Below are 17,762 nucleotides of genomic sequence, written 5' to 3'. Positions count from 1 at the left end.
GTATGTAAAGTAGTAATTAATTGTAACAATTGCTATAAAACTAGCGAATATATAGTAAAATCACTCACCTCTGATTACATAAATTTTAACTGTATGACCTGGTTTTCCTTGTCCGTGAAACGGTGGGGTCGGATTACACAATTCCTATCTTTGTTCTGTCTATGTTTATTTTTAGTTGTTAGTTGCGCTCCTCGTCCACAGCCTTCTACACCACCATCGGGTTCTGTAAATAGCCCTACAGGTGATGGTCGTATTACTATAGGTACAACAGCAAAGCCGAGAACCCTTGATCCAGCTGATGCTTATGAGTTAGCATCTTTGGGTTTGGTGTTTAATATGAGCGATCGCCTCTACACCTACGAACCAGGAAGTACGGAAATTAAGCCCCAGCTTGCTACAGCATTACCTAAAGTCAGTCAAGATGCCTTAACTTATACCATCCCCTTACGTCAGGGAGTGGTTTTTCACGATGGGACTCCCTTCAACGCCCAAGCAATGGCGTTTACCATCAACCGCTTTATTCAAAATAAAGGAAAACCTTCATTTTTACTAGGTGATGTAGTAGATTCGGTAAAAACTACAGGCGAGTATGAGTTAACCATTAAGCTGAAAAAGCCCTTTGCAGCCTTTCCTTCACTGCTAGCGTTTCCTGGGGTGTGTGCAGTTTCGCCAAAAGCTTACGAACTGGGTGCTGGTAAATTTAAACCGAATATTTTTGTGGGAACTGGCCCTTACAAGTTAGCGCAGTATGGTACTGATTCAATAAGATTTGATACGTTTGATAAATATTGGGGAGAAAAACCAGCTAACAAGGGTGTTAACCTCCAAATTCAAACTAGTCCGGTTAATTTGTTTAATGCTTTCCGTACAGGCGCTGTAGATGTAGCTTATCTGTCGCTACAGCCAGATCAAAATCGGAGCTTGGAAGAAGGTGGTAAAAAAGGGGATTGGCAAGCGATCGCAGCTGAAGGTAGTGTAGTAAGCTATCTGGTATTGAACCGGAATCAAAAGCCTTTAGATAAATTAGAGGTCAGACAAGCGATCGCGTCAATAATTGACCGTCCACTTTTAAATGAGCGGGCCTTACTTGGTCAAGCAGATCCGCTTTATAGCATGATTCCCACAACATTTAATGTTTCTGTGCCATTATTCAAAGATGCTTATGGCGATGCTAACTTCGATCAAGCTAAAAAATTGTTAACTACTGCTGGTTTCTCCAAAGAAAATCCCGCAAAAGTCCAAATTTGGTATCCTTCTAGTTCGCCTACTCGTAGTTTGGCAGCACAGACGCTCAAATCTCTTGTAGATGCCAAAATGGATGGAATTCTGCAATTTGAAGTCACACCTGCTGAAGGCCCGACATTTTTTAAAGACATTGCCAAAGGATTATATCCAGGAGCTTTACTTGATTGGTATCCAGACTTTTTAGATCCAGATAATTACGTCCAGCCGTTTTTGTCTTGTGACAAAGGTTCAGTTGCTAAAGGATGTGAAGATGGAGGCAGTCAAACGCAGGGTTCGTTCTACTATAACGAAGCGATGAATAAACTGATCGATCAACAACGCAAAGAACTAAATCCCGAAGCGCGTCAGAAAATTTTTGCAGAAATTCAAAAGCAAGTAACTGCTGATGTACCTTACGTTCCCTTATGGCAAAGCAAAGACTATGTATTTGCCCAAAAAGGTGTGAACAGCGTACAACTTAACCCAACTCAAATTCTGGTTTACCAGACAATTAAAAAGTAGTCAAAATAATTCGTAATTCGTAATTCGTAATTCGTAATTAGAAGGGTATAGAGCAAACAATGCTTGCAATTACGAATTACTAATTCTCAATTACGAATTACTAATTCGTAATTATTTAGAATTGCTTATGTCTCGCTCTAAAGCTTTACAGTATTACATAGTTTCTCGGTTGCTTCTCGCACCACTTCAGCTATTAACAATTATCACCATTGTCTTTCTCTTACTAAGAGCAACACCAGGAGATCCCGCAGATGCAATTCTTGGTGGACGTGCGCCAGAAGCTGCTAAAGAAGAATTGCGAAAACAACTAGGTTTAAACTTTCCTTTGTGGCTACAGTACCTAAATTATTTGGGAAGCATACTGCGTTTTGATTTGGGAACGTCTTTAATGAGTCGCGGACAGAATGTTTGGGACATAATTGGACAATATTTCCCGGCGACGGTGGAGTTAGCAGTATGTAGTATGGCGGTTGCACTCATCGTCGGAATTGCGGTTGGGACTCTTTCGGCTTCCCGTCCTGGGACATATTTTGATGTTGGTGGGCGCTTGTTTGGAATTATCACCTACGCACTCCCCATGTTTTGGGCGGGAATGCTTTTGCAGTTGATTTTCTCTGTCCAACTGGGTTGGTTTCCCAATTCCAACCGCTTTCCGCCTAATCTTCCGGCTCCCACTCCTGTGACTGGGTTGTATACAATTGATAGCTTACTCGGTGGAAATCTCACCCAGTTTTTCACATCTTTGCACCATCTTGCCCTACCGAGTCTCACTTTGGGAATTTTGCTGAGTGGGATTTTTGAGCGAATTGTGCGAGTGAATTTAAAGCAAACTTTAAAAGCAGATTATGTAGAAGCCGCTAGAGCTAGAGGTATTGGTGAAAATAAGATTTTAGCCTCCCATGCCTTAAAGAATGCTCTAATCCCAGTAATTACAGTGTTGGGATTAACTTTTGCCTCTCTGTTAGGTGGGGCGATTTTGACAGAAGTGACATTTTCTTGGCCTGGGTTAGCGAATCGACTGTATCAAGCGATCGCCGATCGCGATTATCCCACAGTTCAGGGAGTGCTAGTCTTTTTTGGTGCGATCGTTGTCAGTGCCAGCATTTTAATTGATATTTTAAATGCTTATGTAGATCCCCGAATTCGGTATTAAGCTGTTTGACATTTTGTTAATTTTCTTGAGAAATACCACTGGCTAAAATACCAAGAATCTTATTCACATCTTTGAGATAATATTCGCTTAAATCAATGGTCAATGTTTGTGCTTCTAGTTTGAGGAATTGCCAAATACTGCCCGTTGTCACTGCTCCGTAAATTGTTTTAATCTCAGTTGCAGCTTGCTGATTAAAAATTTGGGCTGCTACCATTTCTGCTGCACACTGACCCAAACCGGCATTAATATTTTCTTTTTTAGCTTCTACAACTGTAATTACTGGTGCTGTCAAAATTAGAATTTCTGGAGATTTAGTAATAATAAAATCGCAAGTGCCGTTTAATCCCTTGCTATTATCAACAGTGAAATCTACGCCAGAAAATAAACCAATTTGTTCTCGCAATTGTCGGCGTAAATCAACTAAAATTGGAGCAATAATTAACTCAGAACGAGCTTTTTCACTATTACTACCTAAAGCAATCTCCAGGTTATAATTGAGTGTTTCTGCAAGTAAATTGCTCGCTGTTAATTCAGGAACAGCAGCGAAAATATCGCGTTTTTCTAATGTGGTTAAATTAAACTCTTGTTTTGCTTTAGCTAAACTAAACTCGCTGTAAGCCATAAAACTATTACTCGCTTTCGCTTTTAAACAAAAGACTGAAATTACTGTCCAACATCCAAGTTAAAGTATAAACTCACGTCAACAATTCTGTTGCTGCCAACATATTTGATAATGGGTATGCTAACTGGGTGCTTTTAATCCTTCTTTGCCAACGTCAATTTGCCATAGCAGTCCTAAATCATTCGTGAAATTCTTTCTCCTCTCCTTCTTCTCTTTCTTTGCGTCCTTTGCGCCCTTGGCGGTTCGTTAAAAAGAGTATTTTTCACAACTAATTTAGGATTGCTATATATCAATACGGTTCAGTTAAGGGTTATTGGTGTAGATGATTGGTCTTTAAAGACGCGATAAATCGCGTCTCTACATCAGGGTTATATTGTGCTAAACCACGTCTATCTTGAAACCTGTTGTTCAACTCTAATGAATAAGAATTTGCCCTCATCCCCCAACCTATCCCCCATATCTGGGATTCGGGGAGCTAGAATTTCAAAGTCCCTCTCCCATATCTGGGAGAGGGATTTAGGGTGAGGGCGAAAACTACGGTTCTCAACTTAGATGAGGTTTATGTATCAGCGATCGCATTTGTTATTTCGGCGACAACATTTGCTATTCTGAAGGCTTATCTTCTTAAACTACGAGGATCAAGAGCATCTCTCAGCCCATCACCGAGTAAGTTGAATGCCAACACTGTGAGGATAATCAGCACAGCCGGCGGCCAAATTAACCAAGGTTGCAGTACCAAAATTGAAGCATTGCTAGCCAAAGAAAGCATATTTCCCCAAGAAGGGTCTGGTTGTTGAATTCCCAAGCCGATGAGACTTAGTATCGCCTCTGCGCCAATAAAGCTGGGAATTGCAAGAGTAGCAGAGATAACTACATAACTAGCCGTTTGCGGCAAAACGTGGCGGAGGATGATATAAAGTGGGTTTCCGCCCATCGCGCGTGACGCTTGCACAAATTCTCGCTCTTTAATTGATAGTACCTGTCCCCGAATGACTCGTGCTAAACCAGCCCAGCTAATAACCGAAGTAATCACCACAATCAGCAAAAAGCGCTGAGTACTGCTTAAACCAGGTGGTAAGACTGCTCCCAAAGTTACCAAAAGATAAATACTGGGGAAAGTCATTAGTACTTCTGCCAAGCGCATGATGACGCTATCAGTCACACCGCCGAAATAGCCAGAAATTCCACCGATGAGCAAACCGAGGGGATAGGTAATGATAATGCCAAAAATCCCGATAAACATACTGATGCGACCGCCATGCAAGAGGCGGCTAAATTGGTCGCGGCTTTGGTCATCAGTCCCCAAGATATTGACTTTTGCGCCAGTTGTTGTGCCAAATAAATGCCAATTTAAGGGAATACCAGGAAAGATTGTGACTTCATCCCACTTGGGGGGTAGTGGCAAACTCATCTGCAACAATCGGTATTCTGGGCCGGAAACAAATAGACGCACAGGTGATGGCTTTTTGAAGTCTACAATGAGTTGGCGATCGCCTGTTTCTAAATTCGTGTCTCCCTGAGTCGTGGGATAAACATGGGGCCCGATAAATTGCCCTGACTCAGAAACCCAGTGTATCTGAGTTGGGGGCAGCAGTGAACCATTAGGCTGTGAAGCATAAGGGTCATAAGGAGCCACGAAATCTGCTGCAATTACTGCTATGTAGAAAATTAACAGCAAAATTGCCCCGAATTGTGCCAAAGGATTTTTCTTTAGTCGTCGCCACCAATCCATAGTAGTTAGGAGTTATAAGTTATAAGTTTATAAGTTATGAGTTAGGAAACTTTTATCTTAATTCATAATTAATCATTCTTAACTTCCCACTCCTAATTCCTGTACAGACGCGATTAATCGCATCTCTCCTAACTCCCCACTCCTAACTTCTCTAAATACTTCTGCTGTTCTTGCTGTTGTTTTTCGTGTTCTACAACAAACACGTTTGAGTAGAGATTAGCGAGAATTTGTTTGCCCTGTTGTGTCAATGATAGGTAATGCAGCCCCTCTTGGATATAGGGATAGACACCATTCCAGTAAAACTTAGCGTAGTTATTCCGTAAATCGGCAGGGGTTTTATAGCCCAAAACTTTATTTACACCAGTTTCTTCAAACTCGTAAAATAATGAAGTAATTTTCTTCAGGTAACGTGGGTCACTTAGTTGACCAATCAAATCAGCAGCCCGGACTAAACCAGCAAAGCACTTTGTATCTTGATGATCTTCTGCCGCAGGCACGGGAAATCGTGTCAGTTCAATATTGCTTTTAATTGCCTCAGCATCTATTAACTTGTGACCTCCAAAACGCTCATCAATAAAAAGCTTGGCTCTATCAACATGATACGGCGTGAGACTGGCATCAGAAGCGCCAGGAGCGACAGAAACCATTCTGCCATTTTTACCTGTGGCATATAAGCCTGCTGCTTCTTGGTCTTGTCGGCAAACTCCCTTAACGTAGCCAATATCATGGCTAACTAAGGAAATGATACAATGCAACCAGTCTTCACTGGAAACACCGCCTTCTCTGATGTGTTTGCCACGTAAGATTTCTTGCCCCACAAGGGTGACAAGAACAGTGTGTTCAACATTGTGATAAAGGGCATCACTATTGGCAATATTTTCTAAAGCCATGTTACCAGCCCAGGCGATAATGTCCTGATAATCATTTTTGAAGCAGCCGTAAGTGCGACGGTAGCCTTCTCGAATTTCATTTACAAAGGCATCAATTAAAATTTCAGTGGCATTGAACATATCTGGTGACTCTGGTAAATACCAATTATTTATTGAATTTGATTGATTTCAAAATTCCACCATCAGGATCGCCCTGGCTGGAATTTAGGGTAATGGAGTTTGCTCCTTTGTAACTCACGTGTAGCTGTGGACGCTATCTTGAACTATCCCTGGATGTATGGCTTCCTAACAACACAAAGGCTTTGAAGGAATTATCGTTTGCGTAGATACAATAATTTATTTGTTCAATAAGCTACATTGAAGATTCAGATTTTAATTAAATAAACCTAATCTAGATTTATCAGTTTTTCATATCTAAGCATTGGTTGACAGTGATCAAAATGCATATATTGTGTGATTTAAAGTAGCTAGATGAGATGAGATAATTTTTTGTATCATAATCTACATAAAAGTCTTAAGCATTTTATCTTAGTGATTACTCTGAGTGAAAGCGTTTTATTATATACTTTTGTACATGAAAGACATTTACTATGAAATGCGTCATAGTAAATGGGAAGTAAATAAATTTCAAGTTTTCTTAAGAAAATATCAAGATTGGTGTGCATAGACAGAAAGTGGAGGTCGGACTGTGAGCGATGAAAGTATTTCAGAAGTCGAGGTGGAAAAACCTGTAACCTCTGAAGATGCTAGCAGCTTTTTGAGCAAATCAGAGCAAAAACCAACTAGGGTGTGGTTGAAGCCATTATTTTTGGGTGCTGGTTTAGGAATTGCGATCGCCTTTGCTGGAATGAGTGTATTAAGTCATCTTCCATCCCGTCAACAAAGCGCGGTAGCGGATAAAAAAATTAACCCATCAATGACAGTTACCATCGCCAGAGTAGAAGCCGCCCGTGTTGTGCGTACTCTTAAAACTACTGGGACTGTAGCAGCACGTGATTTAATTCCGGTGTTACCACAGACAAACGGTTTACAAATCAAAAGCATCCCCGAAGATGTGAAAGAAGGGGCTTTTGTCAAAAAAGGTCAAGTTTTGGCGGTGTTGGATGGTTCCATACTGCAAAGCCAAATTAGCCAAGCAAAGGCAGATGTAGAATCAAAACAAGCCGATGTAGAATCAAAACAAGCAGATTTAGCATCCAAGCAGGCAGATTTAGCATCAAATAAAGCCATAGTCCAGCAAAAACAAGCAGATTTAGCGCAAGCGAAGGCAAAGTTAGAAGAAGCAGGCAAGAATTATCAGCGCTATCAACAATTGGCTGACTCTGGAACCATTAGTAAGCAAGAACTTGATACTCGTTCCTACGCTGTAAAAACTGCCATACAAGTGGTGAATCTATCCCAAGAAAATCTGCGTAGTGCCCAAGCCAATATCGGCAGCGCCCAGGCTAATATTAATAACGCTCAAGCTATTATCAACAAAGCCAAAGCCGATGTCCGCAGCAGTGCAGCTAGGGTACAAGAACTACAAACTCAGTTGGCACAAACTGTGATGCGTGCGCCGGTTGCGGGAGTCATCGCTGAGAAACTGGCCAGAGTCGGTGATGTGACTGGTGTGCCGCCACAAACGCAGGTAGGAACAGTGATTGGTGGCACACAAAAGCTATTTTCGATTATCCGAGATGAAAAGTTAGAACTTCAGGCGAAGGTTCCTGAAATTCAATTAAATCAGGTGAAAATTGGCGCATCTGTGCAAATTACTTCAGATGTCGATCAGCGCGTGCGATCGCAGGGACGAGTCAGAGAAATCCAACCACAAGTGAACGATCAAAGGCGAGAGGCTACAGTCAAAATTGACTTACCGCCAACAACTTTACTTAAACCAGGGATGTTTGCTAATGCTGCAATTACTACTAACTCAGGGATGACGATGGTAGTGCCGCAAAAAGCAGTGCAATCTCAAGCAGATGGAAGTGTAATTGTATTCACCTTATCAAGTGGAGATATAGTCCACAGCCAGAAAGTAGACTTAGAAGATCCTGCAAATGGCGACAAAGTGGAAATCAAGAGTGGGTTGCAGTTGGGCGATCGCATCATAGTTGATGGTGCAGGCTATCTCAAAGATGGCGATCGGGTTCGAGTTGCAAAGTAAAAAGGAATGGGGATGAGGGAGATGTGGTTCGACTTCGCTCACCAACCGGGAGATGAGGGGGACAAGGGAGATGAGGGAGACAAGGGGGACAAGGGGGATGAGGGGGACAAGGGGGACAAGGGAGACAAGGGGGACAAGGGGGACAATGATTAATGACTAATGACGAATGACTAATGACTAATGACAAATGACTAATCCAAAATCTAAAATTTTCTCATGTCTTTTAATATCTCAGCTTGGTCAATTAAAAAACCTGTTCCGACGATAGTTTTATTTTTAATTTTGATGGTTGTGGGTTGGTTCTCCTTTCTATCCTTGGGGATTGATACTAACCCTAATATTGATGTGCCAACAGTTTCGATCAAAGTCACTCAACCAGGTGCAGGCCCGGCAGAACTAGAATCCCAAGTGACGAAAAAAATTGAGGATGCTGTCGCCGGATTGGGCAATATCGATTATCTGATTTCCACCGTCAGCGATGGGAATTCTACGACGACAATCAACTTTGTTTTGGGCACAAATAGCGATCGCGCCACCAATGATGTCCGCAATGCGATCGCTCAAATTCGCCAAGATTTACCCCAAGATATCAACGATCCAATTGTGGAACGTCTGGAATTTTCCGGCGGCCCGATAATTACTTACGCGGTTAAATCAGATAAGCGTTCTGTAGAAGAATTAAGCAATATTGTCGATCAAACCATAAGCCGCGCCTTATTGGGAGTCCGTGGTGTCGCCCAAATTCAGCGTGTGGGTGGAGTTGACCGAGAAATTCGGATTAACCTGAATCCAAGCCGCTTACAATCTCTAGGTATCACCGCCACTCAGGTAAACGACCAAATCCGCACTTTGAATATTAACTTACCTGGCGGACGGGCCGAAGTCGGTGGTAGCGAACAAAGTATCCGCACATTAGGAAGTGCTGCCAGTGTGGATATTTTGAAAACCTACGAAATCCTCTTACCACAAGGCGGTTCCGTACCTTTATCCAGTTTGGGGACTATAGAAGATAAATTTGGTGATGTGCGCCAAGCCGCCACCTTAAATAATCAACCCGTGGTAGCTTTTCAAGTGTTGCGTAGTACTGGCAGCGTTCTGGTGACAGTAGAACAAGGAGTGAAAGTAGCAATCAAAGAACTAGAAAAAACACTTCCCGCAGATGTGAAGCTAGATTTAATTTTTACTAGAGCCGATGTTGTTCGCCAATCATACCAAACAACCATTGACGAATTAATTCAAGCTTCAGTGCTAGCGGTGATCGTTATTTTAGTGTTTTTGCGGGACTGGCGAGCAACATTAATTACAGCTATTACTTTACCTTTATCAATAATTCCCACCTTTGCAGTGCAGCAAGCCCTTGGTTACACCCTCAACAACATGACTTTGTTGGCATTAGCGCTGGCGGTGGGCAACTTGGTAGATGATGCCGTTGTGGAAATTGAAAACATGGAACGGCACATGGCTATGGGCAAATCAGCTTGGGAAGCCGCTTTTGAATCTTCTGACGAAGTAGGATTAGCGGTAATCGCCAGTTCAGCGACGATTATTGCCGTGTTTCTGCCCGTTGCTTTTATGGGTGGGATTCCAGGGCAATTTTTCCAACCATTTGGTGTTACCGTTGCCGTTTCCACAATTTTCTCAACTCTTGTCGCGCGGATGGTTACGCCGATGATGGGGGCGTATCTTTTGAAGGAAGAGGGGATTGGGGGAGCAGGGGGAGCAAGGGAGCAGGGGAGCAGGGGGGCAGGGGGAGCAAGGGAGCAGGGGGGCAGGGGGGCAGGGGAGCAGGGGAGCAGGGGAGCAGGGGGAGTAGTAAGATTGTTTAATTTTAAATTTACACTTCCAGGTGGAAATCAGGGAAACAGAAAACTCCGAACTGAGAAGCGTCGGGGGTTTCAACCTTATAAATCGTTACTACAATGGGCGTTACGCCATCGATTGACAACAATGGCGATCGCTTTAGCTTTCTTCATTGCTAGTCTGATGCTGGTTCCTTTAATTCCCAAGGGTTTCGTTGATGATGGCGATTTTGGGATTTCCAACGTATCTATAGAATTACCTCCTGGTTCGACATTAGAAGACGTTAACAAGGTAGTCACACAAGCGACTGATATCATCAGGCAAAACCCAGTAGTTGAACGTGTACTAGCAACCGAAGAGATCAATTCTGCAAGCCTGGCAATTAATCTCAAACCCAGAGAAGAACGAAATATTTCCCAAAAACAGTTTGAGGAACAAGTACGCCCTGACTTTGAGCAAATACCAGGAGCTAGAATTAGTTTTGAAAGTCAGTCACCAGGTGACAGTCGGAAAGGTTTATCAATTGTCCTGAGAAGTGAAAATCCCGAAGCATTGAATCAAGCTGCTGATGCCCTAGAAAAGCAGATGCGATCGCTGCGCGGATTGGTAGAAGTGTCTTCGACTGCGAGTTTGGTTAAACCAGAGATTTTAGTAATTCCTAACCCCCAACGGGCAGCAGATTTAGGGGTGACAGTGCAAGCGATCGCTCGGACAGCTTCTCTTGCCACCATCGGCGATAATGAGGCCAACTTGGCAAAATTTAATTTAAGCGATCGCCAAATCCCCATTCGCGTGCAAATCGATCCGAAAGTTCGAGCTGATATCAACACAATCACAAATCTCCAAGTTCTCAGTCAAAATGGCAAATTGATTCCCCTGGTGGCAGTTGCAGATATCCGTTTTGGTAGTGGACCTGCAACCATCAACCGTTACGATCGCGCCCGTCAAGTTGCCGTAGAAGCCAATTTGCAAGGGATTTCTTTGGGAGAGGCTGTAGAAACAATCAACAAACTACCTGTGATGCAAAACTTACCACCAGGGGTAGTACAGCAACCCTCCGGTAGCGCCAAAATTATGCAAGATATTTTCGGGCGCTTTGGCGGTGCATTAGGGCTGGCATTAATGTGTATCTATGCAATTCTGGTGCTGCTGTATAACAACTTTCTCCATCCATTATCGATTATGGCTGCCTTGCCCTTTTGTTTAGGCGGCGCACTGGTAGCCTTGATGGTTGCTCAAAAACCATTGGGGATATATGCCTTGATTGGTATCGTATTGCTGTTGGGGATTGTCACCAAAAACTCGATTCTGTTGGTGGATTATACAATCATCAACATGCAAGAAGGCAAAACTCAGCGTCAGGCACTCATAGAATCGGGCGTGTCACGTCTGCGTCCGATTTTAATGACTTCTCTGGCAACAATCGCCGGGATTCTGCCTTTAGCATTAGGAATTGGCGCGGGTTCTGAAGTTCGGCAACCAATGGGAATTGCTATTATGGGCGGTTTCACAACTTCCACTCTGCTGACACTAGTGGTAGTGCCAGTCATATTTAGCTACATTGACAACTTCCAAACTTGGATGATGGATAGATTGCGCTATGGCTTTGGTAATAAACCATCGCGTTCATAAATTATGCGTGACTTGAAACCCTTGTAGAGACGTTGCATTGCAACGTCTCTACATTGATTTTCACCAGATGTATGTACACCGTAGCAAACTCAGAGAGAGACAGATTTCAATACTGCTCGGTTAAGTGGAAAAAGCTTAAAATTCGTAGGTTGGGTTGAGGGACGAAACCCAACATTTCTGAGGCTTTGTTGGGTTTCACTTCATTCAACCCAACCTACAAATATTCTTAACCGAGTAGTATTGAGACAGATTTAAACTTTCGTATTGCGCTATTGAGTGCGTTAACGAAGTAACGCATCATTTTGATCTAGCTTGTTATCTATCTTAGAAGAAGTAGACTTATACAAAGACGAAACGAGTATCGGTTGCCAAGTTTGTATTTTGGTTTAACCCGTTTTCCACAACAGCAATCAGTTCTGCGCCATTTTTAGTGAAAATACCCACAGCAGACTTATTTAAAGACACTTTTGATACTGATCCTAGTGAGTAATTACTGGCAACTCCCTTGATTTGAATCTGATCGTTTGCTTGGAAGGTGACAATATCAGCATAGTCACGGTTTTGGGAGCTAGTATAGAAAACTGAAGTGGCATCACCCAAGACGTAAGTATCTGCACCTTGATCGCCGTTGAGGAGGTCGATTTCATTTGTACCACCTCCCCAACCAGTTAGGCGATCGCTACCATTCCCACCAGAAACTACGTCACTGCCGAGTCCACCGAAGATTGTGTCATTGCCATCGCCCCCAAGAAGGATGTCGATACCACCTTTACCATCAAGATAATCATTGCCTCCTCCACCGTCGATTAATTCACTGGTATTAGTGCCGATGACGCGATCGCTCCCAGCTAGAGCATTGACTATGTATTTGTTCAAACCCGTAAGCTCGCTGACAAAGATGATATCATTGCCAGTTGTTGCTTTATTATTGGCAACAGTCAGGTCAAAGGTATCGCTAACATTGCCACCTTTGCCATCATTAGCAGTGACTGTAACTGCAAAAATGCCGACTTGGGAGACAGTGCCGGATATCACACCTGTGTTTGCAACGATACTAGAACCTGTGGGTAAACCCGTACTACTGTAGCTGAGAGTGTCAGCTTGATCGATGTCAGCAAATTTATTACTGACATTGAAAGAAAACGACTTGTTGGTAGAGACGATTTGGTCATCAATCGGTTGCACCACCGTGGGGGCATCGTTAACACCAGTAACGTTGACGTTAACGATCGCAGTAGATTGTAAACCTTTACTGTCTGCGATCGCATAACTAAAACTATCGGTTGCAGTCTGTCCTTGGGATAGAGAGTTAAAACTTGAGGCAGTGTAAGTCAAGTTTTGAGTGGTTGGGTTAAAAGAGACTATACCTTTTGTACCTGTGGTGTTAACAGCAATGATATTTTTGGTATCTCCAGCATCGGGGTCAGTATCGTTACTCAGTAAGCTGAGATACAGATTAGATGTCGTTGCATCTTCGGCGATGTTGACTATATCAGCTACAGCTGTAGGTGCTTGGTTTGCAGGTAGATTAAACCGAGCCAAACTAGGCTCATGATCGCTATCTTGATCGGCAAACTCTGAGTTGATATGAACTACATCATACGCATCCAGTTTGCCAAGCAAGCTATTACTCACCAAAATGTGGTCGAGTGTTTGAGCATTGCCTTCAAAGTTGTAGGTGTAACGCTCATTTGCAGGCAAAGTTTCAATTAAGGAAGTCAATCCAGCACTTTCTAGGGTGGTAACAGGCTTGGAAAACTCAAAGTCATTCAAATCACCCGCTACTACTACATTGGCATTGGGAGCGATCGCCAAAATACTTTCGACAAAGTTTTTCACCAACGTGGCTTGTTGCTGGCGCTGCACTTCACTGCTAAGAGTTGGGGGTTGATTTGGCCCGTATAACGGTTGGTCGCCACCTTTAGAATTAAAGTGGTTGCCAATTACATACACAGTTTGACCGTTAAAAGTAAATTGCCCAACTAACGGTTTACGACTGCTATTAAAAGCTGAGTTGGTGGGGTCAATTAAACCAGGGCTAGCAGAAACGGTGGGAACACCAGAAACATTGGTGACTGTGGTGCTGGAGGTGGAAGTACCACCGGGGGTATCTACAAAGTTGACACGATTGGGATTAAATAAGAAGCCGACGCGGATATTTCCACCAGGTTCGCCGCCATTGGTATCATCCACTGGGTTAATTTGGCGATATTGATACGTGGGACCACCAGCAGCAGTTATTGCATCAATTAATGTTTGGAAGGTAACGCTGGCATCAACGACGCTATCATTCGTCGGCCCGTTATTATCCTGAATTTCTTCCAGAGAAATGATATCTGGTGATTTCAGGTTATTGACAATGCGGCTGGCAAGGTTATTAAACTTGGTTGCACCATCACCGATATCAAGGTTTTCGACGTTGAAGGTAGCAACTGTCAGTTGGTCGGTGGTGGGAGTTAAATTAGTGACTTCCTTGGTCAGCGTGTTTGAAGTCACAGTCACAGAGGTTGGCAGAACTTCGTAGTTGCTGAAGTTATAATCAACCACACCTGTAATCGTGTCAAAAGTAGCACCGACGTTAACTTTGGGTGAGCTACCAGAGGTAAACAGCGTGTCATCAATTTGGATACGCTCTGGATTAAAATCGTTAGGGCTAACAACGATGCCACCACGGGCTGTACGTCCGGTGGCATTAGCGCCATTGTCTGCTAGTAACCAAATTTCCCCAAAAGAATTTGTCGGGCTAACTGCTACAGGATTATTTACCTGCACTAGCATTCCTTCTAAGCTTTCGTAGAAATCAATGCCATCTTGGGCAGGATCAAAGGTGGTGGTTCCAGTTTCGATATTACCGGTAGTGTCGTTATCAATTACCGACGTTGGAATAGTTCTGCCGCCATTACCCAAAATCGTGGCAGTTGGCAAAGCATTGCCACTGGAGAATTTGACTATCGTGGGGCTAATAATTTGTGTGGTCGTCAGGTTATTAGCATTATTACCGGGACGAAACTCTGTGACTGTTCCATCGACTAATACAGAATCTCCAACGGATACGGTTGGCGCTGATGAGGTGAAAACAAAAATTGCTTCGGATGTGCGATCGTCGCTGTCTGGGTTAGGATCTTGCAAATAGAAACCATTAGATTTGATGACTGTAACGATTCCTCCGACATCAGCTACTTTTTGCCCGTTTAACCCAGAGATGTGAGATGCACCCTGGATATCGTGAATGCGAGGAGTGAAAACTACAGCGCCAAGTGTAATGCTATCAGTGCGGAACTTTTTGAAATTGTTCTCTGATAAATCTTTGGCAGATGTCCCGTCGTTATAAAGAACGGTGTTGCCATCATCACTGACGAATTGAATTTGAGAAGTATTTGTTAAGTTATCAGGGATGCTGATAATTCCTTCCGGGTTGAAGCTTGCAGGGAATGTTGCCGCCCGCAATTGCGGAGCGCTGTTGGGATTGCCATCCCAAGTGTAAAGGCGGAAATCGTTGGGGGCTGCTCCTGCGTCTCCTGCTGGCCCTGCAATAATCACGTATTGGTTATTAGCATTCTTGCGAATTTCCCGAATACCCCGACCGCCTAAATCTAATTCGATGGGAGCGCCAAATTGTGCCGAGCCTTTTGTACCACCTCCGCTAGCTGATATCAGGCTGGCGAAGTTAGTAACGGGGACGATGAGGGCGTTAGCTCTTCCAGAAGGGGGAACTTGAGGGGCGCGGAAGGCAATATAAGCTGTAGTGTTGTCGGGGGCAATTTCCAAGCCTTCAATATTGTATCCATTTGCTTGCTTCGACCCGACATTTGTTGCAGCGCTGGCAGCCAAGCCGTAGTAATTGGCTCCCTTGCCGTGACCGTTGGTGACATCCCAGTTGATGATATCTTCTTTTAAAAAGTCGTAGCGACCAGTATAACTGAGTGTGGTAGATGCTCCTGTACCAGTAATATCCGTGGCAAAAATGCGATCGCGGTTAGGGCGATTTTTGCCATCATCGCTATTACTTTGTGACCCTAACCAGAAAATGCGATCGCCTACCTTGGTTGAAGCTTCGAGATCCACTTCTCGTAACCCGCCAGAACCGTCTGTCTGGGTCAGTCCTAAAGAACTAGTGAAGTCAAAGCCAGTTACAGGGAGTCCCGACTTACTGGAATCGTAGAGGCGCAAAACTTGATTTTCATCATCGGCTTCTAAGAAAAATGTACCACCTACGGGAATGGCTGTAGAAGCATCGCTTGTACCTGTTAAAAATTGAGTTGTGGCAGTACCATTATTCGCCGATGCTGAGTATGCGATCGCATAATTAGCATTACTACTACCATCACTGACGGTTACTGTAATGTTGGCACTACCAACACCTACAGGATTAATTTTCAGATTGCGGCTGCTTCCAGTACCAGTTAGGGTTAGGTTGCCGTTAGGAACCACTGCGGCATTACTACTGGTAACGGTGACAGTCAAATTATCTACAAGGGTATCGGAATCAGCGATCGTAAAGTTGACACCCAGTGTCTTTGCTGGGTCATTGGCGTTGCCGATGACACCGCTAATTGCTCCTGTTCCTGTAGTGGACAAAGCACCGTTAGCATCTAAAAGGTCTGTGGTGCTAGCTGTGTCTAGTTGAATAGTCGGCGCTTGTCCAGCGACAACATCATTATCAGTAATGGTGATGTTTTGAGTAGTGCTGCCTAGTGTAATACCAGTGCTAGGGTTGCTGATGGTTAAGGTAGCGGTTTCTGTTCCTTCAATTAGGGCATCATCGACAACATTAAAGGTGACAGAACCTGTGGTTGAACCGCTAGCAATGGTAATTATGTTGTTGCTGAGGTTATAATCCCCTGCGGTGATGTTAGTTCCAGTTACAGCCAAGCTAACTGTTTGATTGCCAGTAACTGGACTTGAGGCTGTAGCAGTGACAGTAATTGCTGTTTTGTCTGCTTCTGAGCCAACATTGGGACTGATAGATAGGTTAACTGTGGGTGTTGCTGCACCACCAATGCTAAAAGTGCCACTGAAATTTGTGGTGTCGGTATTGCTACCAGTCCAGTTGCTTGCTGTATTAATTGCAGTTCGCGCTGCTGCTACTGAAGTAAAAGTAGTTGGGCCTGTGTACCGTGAATCGTCAAATTCAGAAGATGTTTGACCGACTGCAACTGCATTGGTTCCAACGGTCAAACCAGTCGGCAAGGCGGTAGTATTAGAATCGGCCGCGTTCGCATCAAAGGTCGAACGGTTGATAGTCACAGCAGCTAGCAAAGTAGGCGAAGTGCTGGTCGTTGAACTACCTGAGCCACTCAGCGTACCCTGAAAGGCAATCAGCGAGTCACCCGATGTTGATAGGGCAAAGTTTGTACCACCACTGATGTTAGTCCAACCAGTGTTAGTGTTTCCATCAACATAAGTAATGACGGTTCCGACAGTCTGATCTGTGGGTGCTATGTACTGCAAAACACCCTCGCCAGTCCGCAAAGAGCCAGACGACTGCCAACCATTATCTGTAACATTAATGATAGTTCCAGCGTCGATGTCTTTCAGCAGTACAAAAGAGAAGGTGTCGGGATTATCGCCAATAAGACTCAGAAACGCGACATCACCAGCAGCTAGAGTTGTAGGCATAACAATTTACTTTTCCTTGAATTGTTGTAGACGAAAGAGAAATCGAAATGAACTAAAAACAAAAAGTTCAGTAATTTTAGGGAAGCTAATTAGCTACAAGTAAGTGCGATCGCTACGTTCGCTAAAAGCATTGCCAGCCCTTGGTAATTACCCAAAATTGGTTGCACTTCGTAACAGTTCAAAAGCGATCGCAGGTTTATAAACACAGAAGGATAGATGCAAAAACTTACTTCAGTATTTGGGCGAACATAAACCTCATCTAAGTTGAGAACCGTAGTTTTCGCCCTCACCCTAAATCCCTCTCCCATATCTGGGAGAGGGACTTTGAAATTCTAGCTCCCCGAATCCCATATCTGGGAGAAGGGGTTGGGGGATGAGGGCAAATCCTTATTCATTAGAGTTGAACTACAGGTTTCAAG

Annotated in this window: 9 protein-coding genes; 4 read left to right on the top strand and 5 right to left on the bottom strand. The window is 43.6% G+C overall.

Annotated features, from left to right (window positions below):
* The first annotated feature begins 93 nt into the window (after positions 1 to 93).
* The gene (locus tag HWQ36_RS26345) at positions 94 to 1,746 is read left to right on the top strand and encodes an ABC transporter substrate-binding protein (protein WP_292708361.1); all 1,653 of its coding nucleotides are present in this window, start codon (positions 94 to 96) and stop codon (positions 1,744 to 1,746) included.
* Between the two features lie 127 nt (positions 1,747 to 1,873).
* Positions 1,874 to 2,899, top strand: coding sequence for an ABC transporter permease (locus tag HWQ36_RS26340; RefSeq protein ID WP_292708360.1), 1,026 nt, complete (start codon positions 1,874 to 1,876; stop codon positions 2,897 to 2,899).
* Positions 2,900 to 2,915: 16 nt separating this feature from the next.
* Here HWQ36_RS26340 and HWQ36_RS26335 read toward each other — a convergent pair whose 3' ends face one another.
* The 3 genes from HWQ36_RS26335 to HWQ36_RS26325 form a co-directional block, all read right to left on the bottom strand.
* Positions 2,916 to 3,521, bottom strand: coding sequence for a hypothetical protein (locus tag HWQ36_RS26335; protein WP_292708359.1), 606 nt, complete (start codon positions 3,519 to 3,521; stop codon positions 2,916 to 2,918).
* A gap of 616 nt (positions 3,522 to 4,137) precedes the next feature.
* Positions 4,138 to 5,253: an ABC transporter permease gene (locus HWQ36_RS26330; RefSeq protein ID WP_292708357.1), complete on the bottom strand. Its 1,116-nt coding sequence runs from the start codon at positions 5,251 to 5,253 to the stop codon at positions 4,138 to 4,140.
* Between the two features lie 128 nt (positions 5,254 to 5,381).
* The gene (locus tag HWQ36_RS26325) at positions 5,382 to 6,263 is read right to left on the bottom strand and encodes an Npun_R2479 family HD domain-containing metalloprotein (RefSeq protein ID WP_292708355.1); all 882 of its coding nucleotides are present in this window, start codon (positions 6,261 to 6,263) and stop codon (positions 5,382 to 5,384) included.
* A gap of 568 nt (positions 6,264 to 6,831) precedes the next feature.
* Here HWQ36_RS26325 and HWQ36_RS26320 point away from each other — a divergent pair.
* Positions 6,832 to 8,292, top strand: a complete 1,461-nt coding sequence (locus tag HWQ36_RS26320) for an efflux RND transporter periplasmic adaptor subunit (RefSeq protein ID WP_292708353.1) — start codon at positions 6,832 to 6,834, stop codon at positions 8,290 to 8,292.
* A gap of 216 nt (positions 8,293 to 8,508) precedes the next feature.
* Positions 8,509 to 11,724 (top strand): efflux RND transporter permease subunit, encoded by a 3,216-nt coding sequence (locus HWQ36_RS26315; RefSeq protein ID WP_292708351.1) that lies wholly within the window; start codon positions 8,509 to 8,511, stop codon positions 11,722 to 11,724.
* A gap of 339 nt (positions 11,725 to 12,063) precedes the next feature.
* Here the strand turns inward: HWQ36_RS26315 and HWQ36_RS26310 are convergent, their stop codons facing one another.
* Both HWQ36_RS26310 and HWQ36_RS26305 read right to left on the bottom strand, forming a co-directional pair.
* Positions 12,064 to 17,343, bottom strand: a complete 5,280-nt coding sequence (locus tag HWQ36_RS26310; RefSeq protein WP_292708349.1) for a putative Ig domain-containing protein — start codon at positions 17,341 to 17,343, stop codon at positions 12,064 to 12,066.
* Positions 17,344 to 17,432: 89 nt separating this feature from the next.
* Positions 17,433 to 17,633: a hypothetical protein gene (locus HWQ36_RS26305; RefSeq protein WP_292708347.1), complete on the bottom strand. Its 201-nt coding sequence runs from the start codon at positions 17,631 to 17,633 to the stop codon at positions 17,433 to 17,435.
* Positions 17,634 to 17,762: the final 129 nt, after the last annotated feature.

The organism is Nostoc sp. NMS2 (assembly GCF_017115105.1).
Classification (GTDB): Bacteria; Cyanobacteriota; Cyanobacteriia; order Cyanobacteriales; family Nostocaceae; genus Nostoc.
This window is presented reverse-complemented; position numbering and strand designations above follow the sequence as displayed.

What these genes read in the sequence shown, in the direction of transcription:
- HWQ36_RS26335 (WP_292708359.1), bottom strand. Translation starts at nt 3,521, where the DNA reads ATGGCTTACAGCGAGTTTAGTTTAGCTAAAGCAAAACAAGAGTTTAAT.
- HWQ36_RS26315 (WP_292708351.1), top strand. Translation starts at nt 8,509, where the DNA reads ATGTCTTTTAATATCTCAGCTTGGTCAATTAAAAAACCTGTTCCGACG.
- HWQ36_RS26310 (WP_292708349.1), bottom strand. Translation starts at nt 17,343, where the DNA reads ATGCCTACAACTCTAGCTGCTGGTGATGTCGCGTTTCTGAGTCTTATT.
- HWQ36_RS26340 (WP_292708360.1), top strand. Translation starts at nt 1,874, where the DNA reads ATGTCTCGCTCTAAAGCTTTACAGTATTACATAGTTTCTCGGTTGCTT.
- HWQ36_RS26345 (WP_292708361.1), top strand. Translation starts at nt 94, where the DNA reads ATGACCTGGTTTTCCTTGTCCGTGAAACGGTGGGGTCGGATTACACAA.
- HWQ36_RS26325 (WP_292708355.1), bottom strand. Translation starts at nt 6,263, where the DNA reads ATGTTCAATGCCACTGAAATTTTAATTGATGCCTTTGTAAATGAAATT.
- HWQ36_RS26330 (WP_292708357.1), bottom strand. Translation starts at nt 5,253, where the DNA reads ATGGATTGGTGGCGACGACTAAAGAAAAATCCTTTGGCACAATTCGGG.